The organism is Hymenobacter miniatus (assembly GCF_016427455.1).
Taxonomy (GTDB): Bacteria; Bacteroidota; Bacteroidia; order Cytophagales; family Hymenobacteraceae; genus Hymenobacter; species Hymenobacter armeniacus.
This window is the reverse complement of sequence record NZ_JAELXR010000001.1, coordinates 94,062-108,788: the sequence shown is the minus strand read 5'-3', so window position 1 is coordinate 108,788 and position 14,727 is coordinate 94,062. Positions and strand designations below refer to the sequence as shown.

Here is a 14,727-nt window from a genome sequence, read left to right as displayed (position 1 = left end):
CAAGTTGCAGGCGGTGGCCGAAAGAGTTGGGGTAGCGGGAAGAGCTATTCGCCGTTATGGCCAGAACGAGGGTTTCACGGTGGTGCCGTAGAGGCGGCAGTCCACGCAGCCGCGGTCGATGCTGAGCACGCCGCCGCCGCCGTAGGCCAGCGGCACGTTCTGGGGGCCGCCGAAAACAGCTTGGAATTGTTCCGGTTTTTTTATCGTGTCGGGGATGCAGTTGTCGTAGCCGCTGGAAATGCGCCAGTCGTTGGGCAGGTCGGCATACCGAATGAACAGGCGTTGCTGCTCCACGGAGTGCACGCCGACGAAGCCCAGGGCCAGGGCCTTCTCGTCGGTGAGGCAGCGCACGTTGCCCAGCAGCTGCACGGGCTGCGGGTCGAACAGGGTGCCGATGTTCTCGGTGTTTTTCTTCAGCAATTCCCAGTAGCGGTACTCGGCCTCGGACTGGGCCGCCTGCGTGACCAAAATGCTGTAGAGGTGGCGCAAACGGCTGCTGGTGGTGGGCAAGGCGCGCACCACGTAGTTGGAAACAATATCCTGAGTAAGGCGGGTGGTGCTCAGTAGCTTGATGTCGGTTGACTTCTCATTGCCCCAGCAGATGCGCGGAAACCGCGCGTTGGCTGAAATAGGGTAGAGGCCGCCCGGCGGAATGGGGTCGAGGTTGCGGTATTCGAGCGTGGGGATGAGCACGGGGACGGTTTCCCAGGTTTCCTCGTAGTCCCAGCGGTAGAAGCGCGTGGCGTTGGCCGCGTCGTGGGTGCTGATGATGACTTGGAGGCCATCCGCGGTGGCCCGCCAGGAAAAATCGTCGATGCGTGGGGTGTTGCGCACGGCTTCGAACTCCGAGGCGTATTCCTGGCCGCTTTGGGTGCGGACGGTGAGCCGGTACCGGCGGGCCGGGTTGAGGGTGCGGGTGGCCGAGGTGTAGGTGCCGGCCGGGCTTTCGGCGAGCGGGTAGCGCGCGCCGCCCTCTTCCTCGACATACACCGTGGCCTTGGTCTCGGCCGGCGGGGCCGTGCTGGCGCCGATGGCGTAGGTGCGCGAGAGGCGCACGGTGCTCGCGCCCCGGCTGTTGACGAAGCCGTCGACCACCAGGTAGCTCGGCGGGTTCTGAATGGCCTCCGGCAGGTACGGGTCGGTGCACCCGCCCAGCCACGCGCACCACAGCAGGGCCAGGCCGATGAAAAGGAAAGTCTTCATGTCAGAACTTGAAGTTGTAGGTGATAGTCGGGATGGGCGAGCCGAAAATCGACAGTTGGTAGCCCTTGATTTGCCCGCCCGACGACCGGAAGTAGATGGAATACGGGTTGCGCCGGCCGGTCAGGTTGTACACGCCCACCGTCCAAGAGCTGTGGGCCAGCTTCTTCACCTTGTGGCTGCCCTCGATGTTCAGGGCCAGGTCCACGCGGTAGTAGTCGGGCACGCGGTAGGCGTTGCGGTCGGAATAGTACACGCGCAGGGCGTTGTTGATGTAGTATTTGGCCAGCGGCAGCGTGATGGGCCGGCCCGTGCTGTAATTGAAGTTCAGCGAGGTGCTGAAGCGGCGGCTCAGGCGGTAGTTGCCCACCAGCGTCACGTCGTGGGGCTTGTCGAAGTTGCTGGGGTAGTAGTTGCCGCCGTTTATCATGTCGGAAGTCACGGCCGTATTCACCTGCACCAGGGAGCGCGAGTAGGTGTAGCTCACCCAGCCGTTGAGCTTGCCGGTGAGCTTCTTCACAAACACTTCCACGCCGTAGGCCTTGCCCTGGGCGTTGATGATGTCGGTTTCGATGTGGGGGTTGAGCACCAGCGTGGCGCCGCTCTTGTAGTCCACGAAATCGCGCAGCGACTTGTAGTACGTCTCCACCGACGCCTCAATCGTGTTGGCTTTGAAGTTCCGGTAGTAGCCCACCGACACCTGGTCGCCCAGCTGCGGGCGGACGTTGGCGTCGCTCAGCTTCCAGATGTCGGTCGGCGACACCGACGCCGTGTTGGTGAGCTGGTGAATGTACTGGCGGGTGCGGGTGTAGCTGGCCTTCACCGAAGAGTTGTCGCTGAGCGAATAGCGCGCCGACAGCCGATATTCCGGGCCGTGGTAGGTGGCCAGCACCTTGTTATTGGCGTAGCGCGTGGTGTCGGTAATGGACGCTTCGGAGCGCGACTCACCCGGCGCGTACTGGTACACGTCGCGCGGCCCCAGCGCCTGAAACAGCGAGTAGCGCAGCCCCACCGACACCGACAGGCGGGCCGTTACGTCCCACCGGTCCGACACGTACAGGGCGCTTTCCAGGCCCTTTTCCTTGGCCAACACCACCGGCTTCACCCGCGACGAGTCGCCCTGGGGCAGCAAGCTGCCGGGGTCCACGTCGTAGAGCTGCGAGCTGGCGCCGAAGTCGACGGTGTGCCGGGCACTGGGGTAGTAGCTGAAATCGGCCCGCACGTTGGTCTGGTTGATGGCGTACTTCAGCTGCGAGGCCGTGAAGATGTCGTTGGTGCTCGTCACGTCGTAGGCGTAGTGGCTGTAGGTGCCCGTGAGCACGCCGTAGAACTGATTGGTGAAGTTGTGGCGCCACTTCAGGGTGGCCGTCTGGTTCACGTAGTGGTAGGTGGTGTCGTTGGCCAGCCGAAACCGGTCGGTGCTGAAATAGCCGGTGGCGTACAGCGAGTTCTTCTCGTTAAACTCGTGGCTGAGGTGGGCCGTGACGTCGTAGAACGAAGCCGCGCTCTGCGAAAACTGCTTGCTCGGCAACTGCTTCAGCAGCCAGTCAGAATAGCTGGCCCGCCCGCTCACGATGAACGAGCTTCGGTCTTTCAGCAGCGGCCCTTCCAGCGTCACGCGGCTGGTGAGCGGCCCGATGCCGCCCGAGCCCGACAGTTTTTTCTTGTTGCCCTCGCGGGTGGTGATTTCCAGTACCGACGACAGCCGCCCGCCGTACTTGGCCGGAATGGCGCTTTTGTACAGCTCCACGCTCTGCAGCACATCGGGGTTGAAGGCCGAGAAAAAGCCGAACAAGTGCGAGGGGTTGTAGATGGGCGCATCGTTGAACAGAATCAGGTTCTGGTCCGTGGCGCCGCCGCGCACGTTGAGGCCGGTGCTGCCTTCGCCCACCGTTTTCACGCCCGGCAGCGTCATGAGCACGCGCAGGATGTCGGTTTCGCCGAAGGCCGTGGGCACCTGCCGCATGGTCTTGATGTCGAGCTTCTCAACCCCCATCTGCAGGCTCGACACGTTTTTGTCTTTCTCGGCTTCCACCACCACTTCTTTCAGGGCCACAATGTCTTCTTCCACCTCAATCTCCAGCTTGCCGTTGCCGCGTAGCACCACCTGGCGCCGGGTGTTCTTGATGCCCACGCCCCGGATTTTCAGGTTGTAGCGCCCCACGGGCAGCGTGAGCGAGTAGAAACCGAACTGGTCGGTGCTGGCCCCGATGTTGGGCTGCTCGGAGTAGATGGAGGCGCCCACCACCGGTTCGCCGGTCTTGCTGTCGCGGATGTGGCCGGCCAGCGTGGCCTGCCCGCTGGCGCCGCCCAGCCCGATTTCGTACACCTTAAACTCGGCCGCGCTCACCAGGTGCGAGCGGCCGGCCACCACGGGCTCGTCGTCTTCCTCCTCCGCCACCGCCACCGATGAGCCCTGAGGCTTGAAAAAGTCGGCCGGCAGGTCCGGGTTTATGCCCAACCGCGACGAGATGAACACGCGGTTTTGCCCATCGACGGCAAAACGGAAGTCGGTGGCCTGCAGCACTTGGTAGAGCACGGCGCGCAGCGGCTGGTTCTGCACGCGCGCCGTCACAAACAGGCTGTCCACCGACCGGGGATTGAAGTAAAACCGGAAATCGGTCTGGGCCTCCACCTGGCTGACGAACTGCGCAAACGGCACCCGCTCAAAATTTCCGCTGATGGTTTTTTCGGCCTGCTGGGCGTGGCTGGCCGCCACCGGCAGCCCCAGCAACGCCAGCAGCAACAACACAATAGAATACGTTTGCTTCATGAGAAGGCGATAGAAGAACGAATGCCCGACAACCTGCTGCGGCGGCGGCCGCCGCTACTGCGGCGCGGGCAGGGTGCCGTAGTACTGCGCCACCTGCGTCAGCGACGGGCCCAGCTGCTCTTTGTTGAATTTCAAATCTTTGTCCCGGATGAACTGCTGCACTTCCTTGCCGTGGTCGGCCAGCAGGCGCACAACGCCCGACTTACCGGTTACGGCATAGTAGGTGCCCGATTTCCGCAGAAAATACCGGTCAATGGGCACAAATTCTGCGTTGATGGTCCGCTGGCTCAGCTGCTCGCTCAGGCGCTTGGCGCGCTTGGCCAGCAGCTGCACCTTGTTGTCGGCCAGCACCTCATAAAAGCCGGTTTGAATGACGCCGCCGGCACTGCTGTCGGCCAGCAGCCGCACAAAGCGGTGGTCGTTGAGGTAGAAGTAGCGCACCTGCTCGCTGGCCAGGCGCAGCGTGAGCGGGTTGGTGGGCAGCTGCAGCACCACTTGGTCGCGCACCACGTCGTAGGCCAGCTGCAGGTTGGCGAAGTAATGGCCGTTGTAGTGCACGCCGCCGGGCTGTTTTTCCGGCGCCAAAAAATACTGGTGCCCGATGCGGCTGTTGTAGCGCTTGGCGTAGTCCACGTATTCAGGCCCGTTGTACAGCTGCGGGTGGCGCCCAAACGAGGCATTGTATTGCTGCTGGGCCAGGGCTGCGGCTCCCGCCGCCGGGTCGGGCGCGGCGGCGGTCTGGCCGCAGGCGGGCCGGGCCAGCCAGCAGGCTGCCAGCAGCAACCACACGGTATGGAATGTTTTCATGGGGAAAGGAAGGAGGCCGGACGTGGCGTTCTGGCCGAGCCCGCCTGCCAAACCCGACGCTGAAAACCGGTGGGAGTTGCAACTGCAGCCCAACAGCAACGGTAGAAGCGGGAACGCCAAGCCGGCCAGGGTGATAGCCAACGTGTCGAAAGATACGGCGCCGCGCCGCAGATTAGCAGCTTTGGCCGCCGGCCCGTACACACCGTTCATGCGCTACGTTTCCCTCGACCTCGAAACTTCCGGTTCCAACCCCCAGCGCCACCAAGTGCTGGAGCTGGCCGCCGTCATCGAAGACAGCCGCCGGCCGCTGCCCCTGGCCGAGCTGCCCGCGTTTCGGCGGGTGGTGCGCCACCCCGAATACGTGGGCACCGCCGGCGCCCTCGCCCTCAACGCCCGCCTGCTGCAGGAGCTGGCCCGCAAGGAGCCCAACCCCGAGCTTTGCCCGCCCGACGAGCTAATGCCGCAGCTGCGCGAGTTTCTGCTGGCCCACGGCTTTCGGTCCGATGCCCACGGCTGCGTCACGGTGACCATGGCCGGCAAAAACATCGGCGTGTTCGACCTGGGCTTTCTCAAGATGCTGCCCGGCTACGGCCAGCTCGTGCGTGCCGACCCCGCCATGCTCGACCCCGCCGTGTTTTACCTCAACTGGCACAAAGACAGCCGCCTGCCCAGCATGAGCATCTGCAAAGCCCGCGCCCGCTTCCCCGACCGGGAAGTGGCCCACGAGGCCCTGGCCGACGCCCTCGACGTGGTGCGGCTGCTACGGCCGTTCTACGCACTGCCCGTGTACCAGCAAGTGCCCCGCGCCGAAGACGAAGCGGATGCCTAAATGCGCTGCAGGCCCTTGTAAAAGGCTTCCTGGTACGACTTGCCGATGGGCACGAAGTGGCCGCCGCGCAGGTTGGCCGTGTTGTCTTCGATGGACTCAATCTGCTGCGTGTTCAGCAAATAGCTCCGGTGCACCCGAATGAAATTGGGGAAGGAGCTAAGCCGCGTTTCTAAGGCCTTAAGCGTGGTGTACACAATGTACTTGTGCTTGGCCGTCACGATGTTGACGTAGTCCGACAGCGCCTCCACGTACAGCACCTCGTCGAAGTTGATGCGCACCATGCGGCTGTTCACCTTCACAAACAGGTCGGTGTTGGAAGGGGCCTCGGGCGCGGCGGCGGGGGCGGCCGGGCCGCTGCGCCGGGCCTGCACCCGCTGCACGGCCTGCGTGAAGCGGGCAAACTCAAAGGGCTTCACCAGGTAGTCGGTCACGCGCAGCTCGAAGGCATCGACGGCGAAATCCTGGCGGGCCGTGGTGATGATGACTTCGGGCGGGTCGGTGAGCACGCGTAGCAATTCGAGGCCGCTGAGGTGAGGCATCTCGATGTCAAGAAAGAGCACATCGACCTTGCCGCCTTCGCGGAAAAACGTGAGCCCGGCAATGCCATCGGCGAGTGAAGCGACAAGCTTAAGGTCGGGCGTAAGCTCGACGTAGTGTTCCAGAGTCAGACGGTTAATCTCGTCGTCATCGATGATGGCGCATGTTAACATAGGCGGGAAAAGGGAGAGGGTAGCGGGCAAAAGCGAAGCGTCCGAAGCATGGACATTCGCCGATATAAAGTAACCACTCGCAGAGGGAAAGCCGACGGTCGCCCATCGGTTAAAACGCCACGAAAGGGCCAATCATAGCTTTGATGACTGCAAATAACACAGAATGAGCCCGCTGGTTAGCATGCTCCTGCTGCCTTTTTACCGAATGATGCTACTGACCCACCGTGCGCTGCCGACTTTGTTGCTGATTGCAAGTGCATTAACTGTCCAGGCCGCCCGGCGCCCCAAACCGCTAACCATGGCCCAATGCGAGGCCCGCAACGAAACCGCCGCGCCCGGCCTGGCGCCCCAGGCCCGCGAAACCAGCCGCATCACCGCTTTCCTGGCCGACACCCTGGCGCTGAGCCCTACCCAGCGGCACGCCTTGGCACTGTGCACCCAAACCCAGCGCGAGGCCCTGCTGCTGGCCCTCACCTGCGACGACGTGGCCCGGACCCGGCAGGAGTACCACCAGGCCCTGCGCCTCCTGCTCGACGCCCAGCAGCTGCAGGCCTACGTGGCCCTGTGCCAACAACTGGCCGGCACCCCGCTGGCGCTCGACGGCACCGAACTGGCCCGGCGGTAGCCGCAGGCTAGTGGGCGGCCATTTCCTGCGCCACCAGCGCTTGCACTTCGGGCCGGTCAAAATCGGCTTCGGCCTGGATGTGCGGCATCAGCCGGGCCATGATGGCGTCCTGGCGCTGGCCGGCAGCCCAAGCCTCGGCGTAGGGCGTGTGCGAAAACGTGACCTGCGAGTAGAGCGGCGTCCAGCGGCCGGGGAACTGGGCCGAGATTTTGGCCTCAATCTTCTTCTGCAGCAGAAAGCGCGGGTCGGCCACCCGGTCGCGCATTTCCACGAAGTTGTACACGGCCAGGTCGGCCATGGCGTCGGTGTTGGGCTTGCGCTGCTGCTGAAATTCGGCAAAAATGGTGGGCCAGGCGGCATCGCCGTGCTGGTCGAGCAACTCGTTGAGCACGCTGCAATCCTCGAAACCGGCGTTCATGCCTTGGCCATAAAACGGCACAATGGCGTGTGAGGCGTCGCCGAGCAGCAGCACGTCGTCGTCGTACTTCCACGGAAAGCAGCGGATGGTGACCAACGACCCCGTGGGGTGCGTGAAAAACTCCTCGGTCAGGTTCGGCATCAGGGGCACGGCGTCGGGAAACACGCGGCCGAAAAAGGTCGTCACGTCGGCCGGGGTTTGCAGCGCCGCAAAGCTTTCGGCTCCTTCGTAAGGGAAAAACAGCGTGCCGTTGAACGAGCCGTCGAGGTTGGGCAGCGCAATCATGAGGTACTGCCCGCGCGGCCAGATGTGCAGGGCGTTTTTCTCCAATTGCCACGTGCCACCGGGGCCGGCCTCGATGGTCAGTTCCTTGTAGCCGTACTCCAGATAGTCCTGCGAGTAGTCGTAGCGGTCGGTTTTCTGCAAGGCCCCGCGCACGGCCGAAAATGCACCGTCGGTGCCAAAAAGCCGGGTGTACTTCTCGGTGTGCTCCTGCTGCGTGGCCGTGTCGAGCAGGTGCAGCTCCTGCTTTTTGAGGTCGATGCCCAGGCACTGCTGGCCAAATTGCAGGCGCACGGCGGGCTGGGCCTCGGCCAGGTCGAGCAGACGGCGGTTGAGGTGGCCGCGGTTGACGGAATAGATGGCCTGGCCATCTTGGCCGTAGGGCTGTCGGGTGAGGTGGCCCTGCACGTCGTGCATCACGCGCCCGGTCATCGGAATGCCCACCTGCCGGATGTCGTCGGCCACGCCCACGCCCTCCAGCGCGCGCCAGCCCCGGTCGGAAAGGGCCAGGTTGATGGAGCGGCCTTCCTGAAAGCCAGCCCGGCGAGGGTCGGCCCGGCGCTCAAACACCTGCACGGGATGGCCCCGCCGGGCCAGGTACAACGACAGCAACGAGCCCACCAAGCCGGCTCCCATCACGGTGAGCGGCTCTGAATGCGGCAAAACAGAGGAATCAGCGGCCATAAAAACAGGAAAGAGGAAGTGAGAATGCCCAAGCGGGCGGGTGGGCAGCGAAGCTACTACCCGCGCGGGGCTTCGCTTCAGAAGTGCGAAATATCCACCGGTAAGCTTGTTGCACTCATCGGCTATTTTATATGACTGGTCGTAAAATTTACGCAAGAGGCAACCCCAGCCAGACCTTTGACGAAGTATAACAAAAACACCATTGGCTATGACTGCTCTGCGTTTCCGTTACAAAGGTTCTCGGTATTTGCGTTGGCGCCTTCGGGCCACTCGCCGCTCTACGGCTTTGGCATGGCCCTTTTCGGCTAGCGCCCTCGGGCGTCGCGCCAGCGGTGCTGCTTGGCGTCGCCGGGCCATGCCGGAATTGCCTGTGGTCGCCCAGGCGTCGCTGCGGATAGGCCACTACCTGGTGGGCGAAGACGGGGACCCGCAGCTACAGGGCCATCCCAATATCCGCTACTAATTCAATTGCTATTGCTATCTGCTGATTTTTTGATGAAACAAACGAATGCCACATAATACTTTTCCACGCCGTTCGGCCGCAGCCAAGTCCGCCGATACACCGCTCACCGATTTACCGGCCGCCCCCGATGCTACCCCGGAGGCTGCACCAACTGAAGCATCCCCAACCGGCACGCTGCCCACTTTTCGGGTGGGCGAATACGAAGTTGGCCTCGGAACCTGCGAGGAACTGTGCGGCCACCCCGATATCTTATACTAACCGTTCACGCACCCGCCACCCACCTGAAGGTCAGATTGAGGCGCGGGCCCAGCGGCCGGGTGGTTTTGGGCAGCGCGTGCTGCCAGTGCTGCTGCGTGGGGCCGCGCATGAGCAGCAGGCTGCCGGAGGCCAAATCGAGCGATAAAGGAGGGAGAACCAATCCCGGCCGCGGCCGCAGCCGAAACCGGCGCGTGGCACCCAGGCTGAGCGAGGCGATGACGGGTTCGGGGCCCAGCTCGGGCTCGTCGTCGGCGTGCCAGCCCATGCTGTCGCGGCCGTCGCGGTACAGGTTCAGCAGCACGCTGTTGAAGGGGGCGGCGCAGGCCGCCGCCACCCGCTGGCGTAGGGCCTGCAGGACGGGCGTCCAGGGGCGGGGCTCCCAGGCCAAGCCAGAATACGTGTAGCGGGCTTCCGGGTCGCCGTACCAAGCGGTGAGGCGCGGCTGCGGAAACTCCTGCCCAAACAGCCGGATGCTGCGCTGCTCCCAGGCCACTTCGGCGGTGAGCTGGGCCAAGAGCGCATCGGCCTCGGCAGCCGGCAGAAAAGCCGGGTCAAAAAGCAGGTCGGCTTGGGGCAGAGTGAGCGGCTGCAGGGGCATGGCAAAAGAACTAACGCGGCGGCCAGCGGCAGGAGCTATTTCTGCATCATGCGCTCCAGTTTCTGGCGCTCGGCTTTGGGCAGGTAGGGAATCACCTTCAGCACGCCCCAGGCAAAGAGGAAATAGATGAGCACGGGCACCAGTATGCTGCGGCTGCGGTACCTGATGGCGCCCACGTAGCGCGGCCACACCCACAGCCCGTAGAGCAGCGCCGCCGGCACGTTGAACAATAACCCGCCTAGTATGGGGCTGATGCCCAACGACATCATCAGCGGGCCCAGCAGCAGGCTGCCCACGTAGAGGTAGGCCACCACAAACAGGGCCAGCCCCAGGGCCACCCCTTTCTTGCCCAGCCGAACCAGGTTCATGCACATGAGCACGCCGCCCATTATCATGGTGAAAAGCAGCGAAAACAGCACAATGGATATCGGCGAGTACAGCGCCGGGCCAGCCGCGGCTGCTGCGGCATCGGGGGGAGTGGTAGCGCGGCGTTCGGCCTCGGCGGCGGCTTCGGCCCGGCGCTGCTCGGCCGCGGCCAGTTCCAGGCCGGGGCGCAGCTCGGCTTCTTCGGGGGCGGGCTGGCCGCGGCGGCGCAGCTCGTCGAGGGCGGCGAGCACGGCGGCCTCGCGGTACTGGACATGGCCGGTCACGTATTCGCGCAGGGCCGCATCGGTTTTGAGCAGCATCTTGGCGGCGTAATCTTCCATTTTTTTCGGTTAGCAGTTAGCAGTGAACAGTTGGCAGTGAGCAAATGGCCGGTGGGCGTGCGAAGGCAGCCGTTATTCCTAACGCACTGCTAACTGTTCACTGAAGAAGCGCGCCAGCGCTTCGCCCACCCGGTCTACGTCCTCAAACGAATTATAGAGCGGCACGGGTGCCAGGCGAATGACATTGGGCTCGCGCCAGTCGGCGATGATGCCCTGGCTGGCGAGGTAATCGAACAGCTCGCGTCCGCGCCGGTGCACCAGCACCGAAAGCTGGCAGCCGCGCTGCGCCGGGTCGGCCGGGGTAATGATTTCCAGCGCGGAAGCCGGCAGGTTGAGGCCGCGAATCAGCCCCTCGAGGCGGGCCGTGAGCTGCTCGCTCTTGCGGCGCAGGGCGGGCATGCCCCCGGCGCGGTCCACGAGGTCGAGGCTGGCGCGATGAATGGCCATCGGGAATATTTGGGCGTTAGACAGCTGCCAGCCGGCCGCGCCGGCCATGGGCCGGAAGCCCTTTTTCATCTGAAACCGGTCGGAGGGGTCGTGGCCCCACCAGCCGGCCAGGCGCACGAGGTCGGGGCGCTGGGCAAACCGCTCGTGCACAAACACGCCCGACGTGCCGCCGGGGCCCGAGTTGAGGTACTTGTAGGAGCACCAGCAGGCAAAATCCACGTCCCAGTCGTGCAGGCGCAGGTCGAGGTTGCCGGCGGCGTGGGCCAGGTCGAAGCCCACGTAGGCGCCCACGGCGTGGCCCGCCTGCGTGATGGCGGCCATGTCGAAGGCCTGCCCGGTGTAGTAATTGACGCCGCCGATGAGGACGGTGGCCAGCGAGTCGCCCAGCTCGGCGATGGTGGCTTCGATGTCCTCGGTGCGCAGGGTGTGCTCGCCGGGGCGCGGCACCAGCTCCACAATGGCGTCGGCGGGGTCGAGGCCGTGCAGACGCGCCTGGCTCTCGATGGCGTACTGGTCGGAAGGAAAGGCGCCGCCTTCCATCAGAATCTTGTAGCGCGTGGCCGTGGGGCGGTAAAACGTCACCAGCAGCAGGTGCAGGTTCACGGTGAGGTTGTTCATTACCACCACCTCAATGGGCCGGGCGCCCACCAGCCGGGCCGAGGCGTCGGTAAGGGTTTCGTGGTAGTGCATCCAGGGCGACACGCCGTGGAAATGGCCTTCCACGCCCAGCCGCTCCCAGGCGTCGAACTCCTGCTCTACGGCGGCGCGGGCCGCTTTGGGCTGCAGGCCCAGCGAGTTGCCGCAGAAGTAGGCGCAGGGCCGGCCGTCGGGCCCGGGCGGGATGTGGAACTCCTGACGGAAAGACGCCAGCGGGTCGGCGGCGTCGAGGGTGCGGAAATCAGTCATGGGGTAGCCGTTTGGGGCCAAAGCGTCAGGTATAAATTATTCAACCAGGTAATACTGCAAAATGCTTTCGAGCAGGTGCAGCTGCACAATCAGGTTGAAGAAGTAGAGCAGCATCACCATTTCGCGGCCGTAGCGCCACTGGCGCCACCCCAGATATGCTAGGGCGTAGGCGGTAGTCAGGCCGAAGTACCACAGCGTTTGTGCCAGGCTGAACGCCGGAAAGCGCGTGTAGGCGCCAAAAATGGGCCACACCAAGCCCAAGCCCGCCGCCACGGCCGCGTAGTACCGCGCCGGCCAGGCGGGCAATTGGCTCACCTGCCAAAACAAGACCACCAGGAAAGGCGTGGCCAGTATGTAGCGCGCCAGGTTGGCCACGTTGCCCTTCTGAAAGAAAACCACGAACAGCAGCGCGCACACTGCATAAGCCAGCGAAAACACCACGGCCGCCGAAGGATAGGCAAGGCTGAGGCGCTGCGCCCATCGGCGTTTGGCCCGGATGACCATCCCCAGGCACAGGCCCGCGGCCGCGATGCCGACCGCCATGGCCAGGGCTTCCAGCCAGAGCATGTTGATGCCCGTGGTGGCGTGCAACGGCCACAGCGGCCAGCTCAGCACATGGCTCCAGTGCTTGTGGGCTTTGATGAAGCCGAAGGGCTCGCCGGTTTGGACCTGTTGCATGACGGCCACAATGGCCACGGAGGCCACGAGCGTGAGCACGCCCCCAATGCCCAGCCGGCGGGCCCGCCGGGTTTCGCCCGCCACGGCCAGCACAAACACCGTGAGCACCAGCGCGGGCGTAAACAACGAGCTGGCCGAGCGCGTGAGCCCGGCCCCGAACATGCCCACCAGCGTCCAGTCCAGCCGGTTGCGGTGCAAGCCGGCCAGCATGATGCTGCTGAACAGAAAAAACAAGGCCTCGGTGTAGGGCAGCCACATGAACATGAGCATGGGCGTGGACAGCGCCAGCAGCTGCCACCGGCGCGATAGCCGCAGCTGGTGCCCCAGCCAGGCAAAGGCGGCGTTGAAGATGCCGACGTTGAGCAGGGCCATGCCCAGCGGACCCAGGTGCGTGAGCCGCCAGAAATAGGGAAACAGCGGAAAGAACGCCGCCGAGCTGGTGCGCACCTCCGAATACGAGTAGCCCTCCCGCGCAATTTGCTGATACCACATGGCATCCCACACGATGAGGTTTTCATCCGAGGGCAGGATATGGATGATGCCGAAGCAATACAATGTGGAAACCAGCGCGGCCACCAGCAGCAGGTGAAGCAGCACCGGGCCCACGGGGCTGTTCCAGGCGCTCAAAACGGCGCGCCGGCTTAACCGGCCCAGCTGCGTCAGCACCGACAGAGAAGAAGCAAAAAGCATGGAATTTCTCATGGGTGCGCCACGATGCGTAAGTCGTCCATATAAGTGGGTTCGCCGTTGAGGTCTTGGTGCCAGAGGTACACCTTCAGGCGGTCTTCAGGGGTGAGGCCGCGGGGCAGGTGCACGCTGTGCTGCACATGCTCCCACTGGCCGTAGCGCTTCACCACCTGCTGCAGGGGCAGGTTTTCCCACACGTCATCGCCCCGGCCGTCGCGGAGCACCTGCACCACAAACACGATTTCGCGGGTGCGGCCGTTGGTCAGGTTCACCCACATGTCCACATCGAAGCGGCGGGGCACAAAGCTGAGCCGCGACAACGGCGTGACGTACGTAGCGGCGAACTCCATGCCCGGCTCGGTTTTGATGGCGGCGTTGCCGGAGTGCGCGGTTTCGTGCGTGAAACCGGCCGGCAGGGCGACGCCCCATTCCTCCAGGTCGTCGAAGGTGGTGGCGAGCAGCACTTCCGGCTTGGGGCCGCAGCCCGCGAGCGCAAGGGCAAGGCCTGCCACCAGCGTTACCCGCAGCGCGGCCCAGCCGCGGGCTAGTAGACGTTTCAGCAAAGCAGCAAACAGTATAGGGATGATGAAATAAAAGGAGCTCAAAAGTACGGAGCCCCAAGCCACTCAGGGCCGGAGGGCGGCGGCAAACTGCTGCACGCCGAGCCCCAGCCAGTCCAGCGCGTTCTGCCCCAGCATTTGGGCCTTGATGTCGTCCGAAAACGGCATGGACTTGATGAGCTGGCCCGGTTCCAGCTCGCCCAGCGGGAAGGGGTAATCGGTGCCGAGCGTGATTTTATCGGCGCCCAGGGTTTTCACCAGGTAGTCGAGCATCAGCGGGTCGTGCACTAGGGAGTCGACCCAGAACTTGCCCAGGTAGTTGCGCGGGTTGTGCGGGTTGTCGACGGCGCAGAGGTCGGGCCGCACCTGCCAGCCGTGCTCGATGCGCCCAATGGTGCTGGCAAACGAGCCTCCGCCGTGGGCCACCGCCACGCGCAGGCGCGGCAGCCGCTCCAGCACCCCGCCGAAGATGAGCGAGCAGAGCGCCAGCGTGCTTTCGGCGGGCATGCCCACCAGCCAGGGTAGCCAGTACTTGGGCATTTTGGCTTGGGCCATCATGTCCCAGGGATGCACAAACACGCAGGCACCCAGCTCTTCGGCGGCCGCGAATACCTCAAAAAGCTCCGGCGCGTCGAGGTTCCAGTCGTTCACGTGCGAGCCGATTTGCACGCCGGCCAACCCGATTTTCATGCAGCGCTCCAGCTCCCGGATGGCCAGCTTGGGCGCCTGCATCGGGATGGTGCCCAGGCCCACGAAGCGGGTGGGGTAGCGGTGCACCACGTCGGCAATGTGGTCGTTGAGCAGCTGGCTCAGGTCGAGGCAGTCGAGGGGCTGCGCCCAGTAGCTGAACATGACGGGCACCGTGCTCAGCACCTGCACCTGCACGCCAAACTGGTCGTACTCGCGCAGGCGCACGGCGGGGTCCCAGCAGTTGTCCTGCACCTCGCGGAAGAACTTGTCGTCCTGCATCATGCGGGCGCAGCAGGGCTTGTGGTGCTCCAACCGGATGAAGCCGCCGTAGCCGTACCGCTCCTTGAGGTCGGGCCAGCGCTCGGGCAGAATGTGGGTGTGGATGTCGATGGAAAGCACGGCCGG

Annotated in this window: 13 protein-coding genes; 2 read left to right on the top strand and 11 right to left on the bottom strand. The window is 64.2% G+C overall.

Annotation, left to right across the window (positions count from 1 at the left end; genetic code table 11):
- Positions 1-54 precede the first annotated feature (54 nt).
- The 3 genes from JAO73_RS00475 to JAO73_RS00465 are packed head-to-tail and all read right to left on the bottom strand — an operon-like array spanning position 55 to position 4,780.
- Positions 55-1,203, bottom strand: coding sequence for a DUF4249 domain-containing protein (locus JAO73_RS00475; RefSeq protein ID WP_198975237.1), 1,149 nt, complete (start codon positions 1,201-1,203; stop codon positions 55-57).
- A 1-nt stretch (position 1,204) separates the two neighbouring features.
- Positions 1,205-3,973, bottom strand: a complete 2,769-nt coding sequence (locus JAO73_RS00470; protein ID WP_198975236.1) for a TonB-dependent receptor — start codon at positions 3,971-3,973, stop codon at positions 1,205-1,207.
- Between the two features lie 54 nt (positions 3,974-4,027).
- The gene (locus JAO73_RS00465; protein WP_198975235.1) at positions 4,028-4,780 is read right to left on the bottom strand and encodes a hypothetical protein; all 753 of its coding nucleotides are present in this window, start codon (positions 4,778-4,780) and stop codon (positions 4,028-4,030) included.
- Positions 4,781-4,988: 208 nt separating this feature from the next.
- On the opposite strand from JAO73_RS00465, the gene JAO73_RS00460 reads away from it, so the two are divergent.
- The gene (locus JAO73_RS00460; RefSeq protein ID WP_198975234.1) at positions 4,989-5,609 is read left to right on the top strand and encodes a 3'-5' exonuclease family protein; all 621 of its coding nucleotides are present in this window, start codon (positions 4,989-4,991) and stop codon (positions 5,607-5,609) included.
- On the opposite strand, the gene JAO73_RS00455 is transcribed toward JAO73_RS00460, so the two are convergent.
- Positions 5,606-6,319, bottom strand: a complete 714-nt coding sequence (locus JAO73_RS00455) for a LytR/AlgR family response regulator transcription factor (RefSeq protein ID WP_190926173.1) — start codon at positions 6,317-6,319, stop codon at positions 5,606-5,608. The genes JAO73_RS00460 and JAO73_RS00455 overlap by 4 nt on opposite strands.
- 298 nt (positions 6,320-6,617) lie before the next feature.
- Here JAO73_RS00455 and JAO73_RS00450 point away from each other — a divergent pair, with 298 nt between their 5' ends.
- Positions 6,618-6,944: a hypothetical protein gene (locus tag JAO73_RS00450; protein ID WP_190926171.1), complete on the top strand. Its 327-nt coding sequence runs from the start codon at positions 6,618-6,620 to the stop codon at positions 6,942-6,944.
- Positions 6,945-6,951: 7 nt separating this feature from the next.
- On the opposite strand, the gene JAO73_RS00445 is transcribed toward JAO73_RS00450, so the two are convergent.
- The 7 genes from JAO73_RS00445 to JAO73_RS00415 all read right to left on the bottom strand — a co-directional run bounded on the left by JAO73_RS00445 (position 6,952) and on the right by JAO73_RS00415 (position 14,721).
- A complete protein-coding gene (locus JAO73_RS00445; RefSeq protein ID WP_198975233.1) occupies positions 6,952-8,328 on the bottom strand; it encodes an FAD-dependent oxidoreductase in 1,377 nt (458 codons plus the stop codon).
- Between the two features lie 725 nt (positions 8,329-9,053).
- On the bottom strand, positions 9,054-9,647 hold the full coding sequence (locus JAO73_RS00440; RefSeq protein ID WP_198975232.1) for an alpha-ketoglutarate-dependent dioxygenase AlkB family protein: 594 nt from the start codon (positions 9,645-9,647) through the stop codon (positions 9,054-9,056).
- 35 nt (positions 9,648-9,682) lie between these two features.
- Positions 9,683-10,354: a hypothetical protein gene (locus tag JAO73_RS00435; RefSeq protein ID WP_198975231.1), complete on the bottom strand. Its 672-nt coding sequence runs from the start codon at positions 10,352-10,354 to the stop codon at positions 9,683-9,685.
- A gap of 78 nt (positions 10,355-10,432) precedes the next feature.
- A complete protein-coding gene (kynU, locus tag JAO73_RS00430; protein WP_198975230.1) occupies positions 10,433-11,707 on the bottom strand; it encodes a kynureninase in 1,275 nt (424 codons plus the stop codon).
- A gap of 36 nt (positions 11,708-11,743) precedes the next feature.
- The gene (locus JAO73_RS00425) at positions 11,744-13,075 is read right to left on the bottom strand and encodes a hypothetical protein (RefSeq protein ID WP_198975229.1); all 1,332 of its coding nucleotides are present in this window, start codon (positions 13,073-13,075) and stop codon (positions 11,744-11,746) included.
- 8 nt (positions 13,076-13,083) lie between these two features.
- Positions 13,084-13,635, bottom strand: coding sequence for a hypothetical protein (locus tag JAO73_RS00420; RefSeq protein ID WP_198975228.1), 552 nt, complete (start codon positions 13,633-13,635; stop codon positions 13,084-13,086).
- A 63-nt stretch (positions 13,636-13,698) separates the two neighbouring features.
- Positions 13,699-14,721 carry an amidohydrolase family protein gene (locus tag JAO73_RS00415; RefSeq protein WP_198975227.1) on the bottom strand — a complete coding sequence of 341 codons (1,023 nt, stop codon included), beginning with the start codon at positions 14,719-14,721 and terminating at the stop codon, positions 13,699-13,701.
- Between the last annotated feature and the right edge of the window lie 6 nt (positions 14,722-14,727).

Coding starts and splice junctions, on each gene's coding strand:
- JAO73_RS00475 (WP_198975237.1), bottom strand. CDS start 1,203: ATGAAGACTTTCCTTTTCATCGGCCTGGCCCTGCTGTGGTGCGCGTGG.
- JAO73_RS00470 (WP_198975236.1), bottom strand. CDS start 3,973: ATGAAGCAAACGTATTCTATTGTGTTGTTGCTGCTGGCGTTGCTGGGG.
- JAO73_RS00465 (WP_198975235.1), bottom strand. CDS start 4,780: ATGAAAACATTCCATACCGTGTGGTTGCTGCTGGCAGCCTGCTGGCTG.
- JAO73_RS00460 (WP_198975234.1), top strand. CDS start 4,989: ATGCGCTACGTTTCCCTCGACCTCGAAACTTCCGGTTCCAACCCCCAG.
- JAO73_RS00455 (WP_190926173.1), bottom strand. CDS start 6,319: ATGTTAACATGCGCCATCATCGATGACGACGAGATTAACCGTCTGACT.
- JAO73_RS00450 (WP_190926171.1), top strand. CDS start 6,618: ATGGCCCAATGCGAGGCCCGCAACGAAACCGCCGCGCCCGGCCTGGCG.
- JAO73_RS00445 (WP_198975233.1), bottom strand. CDS start 8,328: ATGGCCGCTGATTCCTCTGTTTTGCCGCATTCAGAGCCGCTCACCGTG.
- JAO73_RS00440 (WP_198975232.1), bottom strand. CDS start 9,647: ATGCCCCTGCAGCCGCTCACTCTGCCCCAAGCCGACCTGCTTTTTGAC.
- JAO73_RS00435 (WP_198975231.1), bottom strand. CDS start 10,354: ATGGAAGATTACGCCGCCAAGATGCTGCTCAAAACCGATGCGGCCCTG.
- kynU (WP_198975230.1), bottom strand. CDS start 11,707: ATGACTGATTTCCGCACCCTCGACGCCGCCGACCCGCTGGCGTCTTTC.
- JAO73_RS00425 (WP_198975229.1), bottom strand. CDS start 13,075: ATGCTTTTTGCTTCTTCTCTGTCGGTGCTGACGCAGCTGGGCCGGTTA.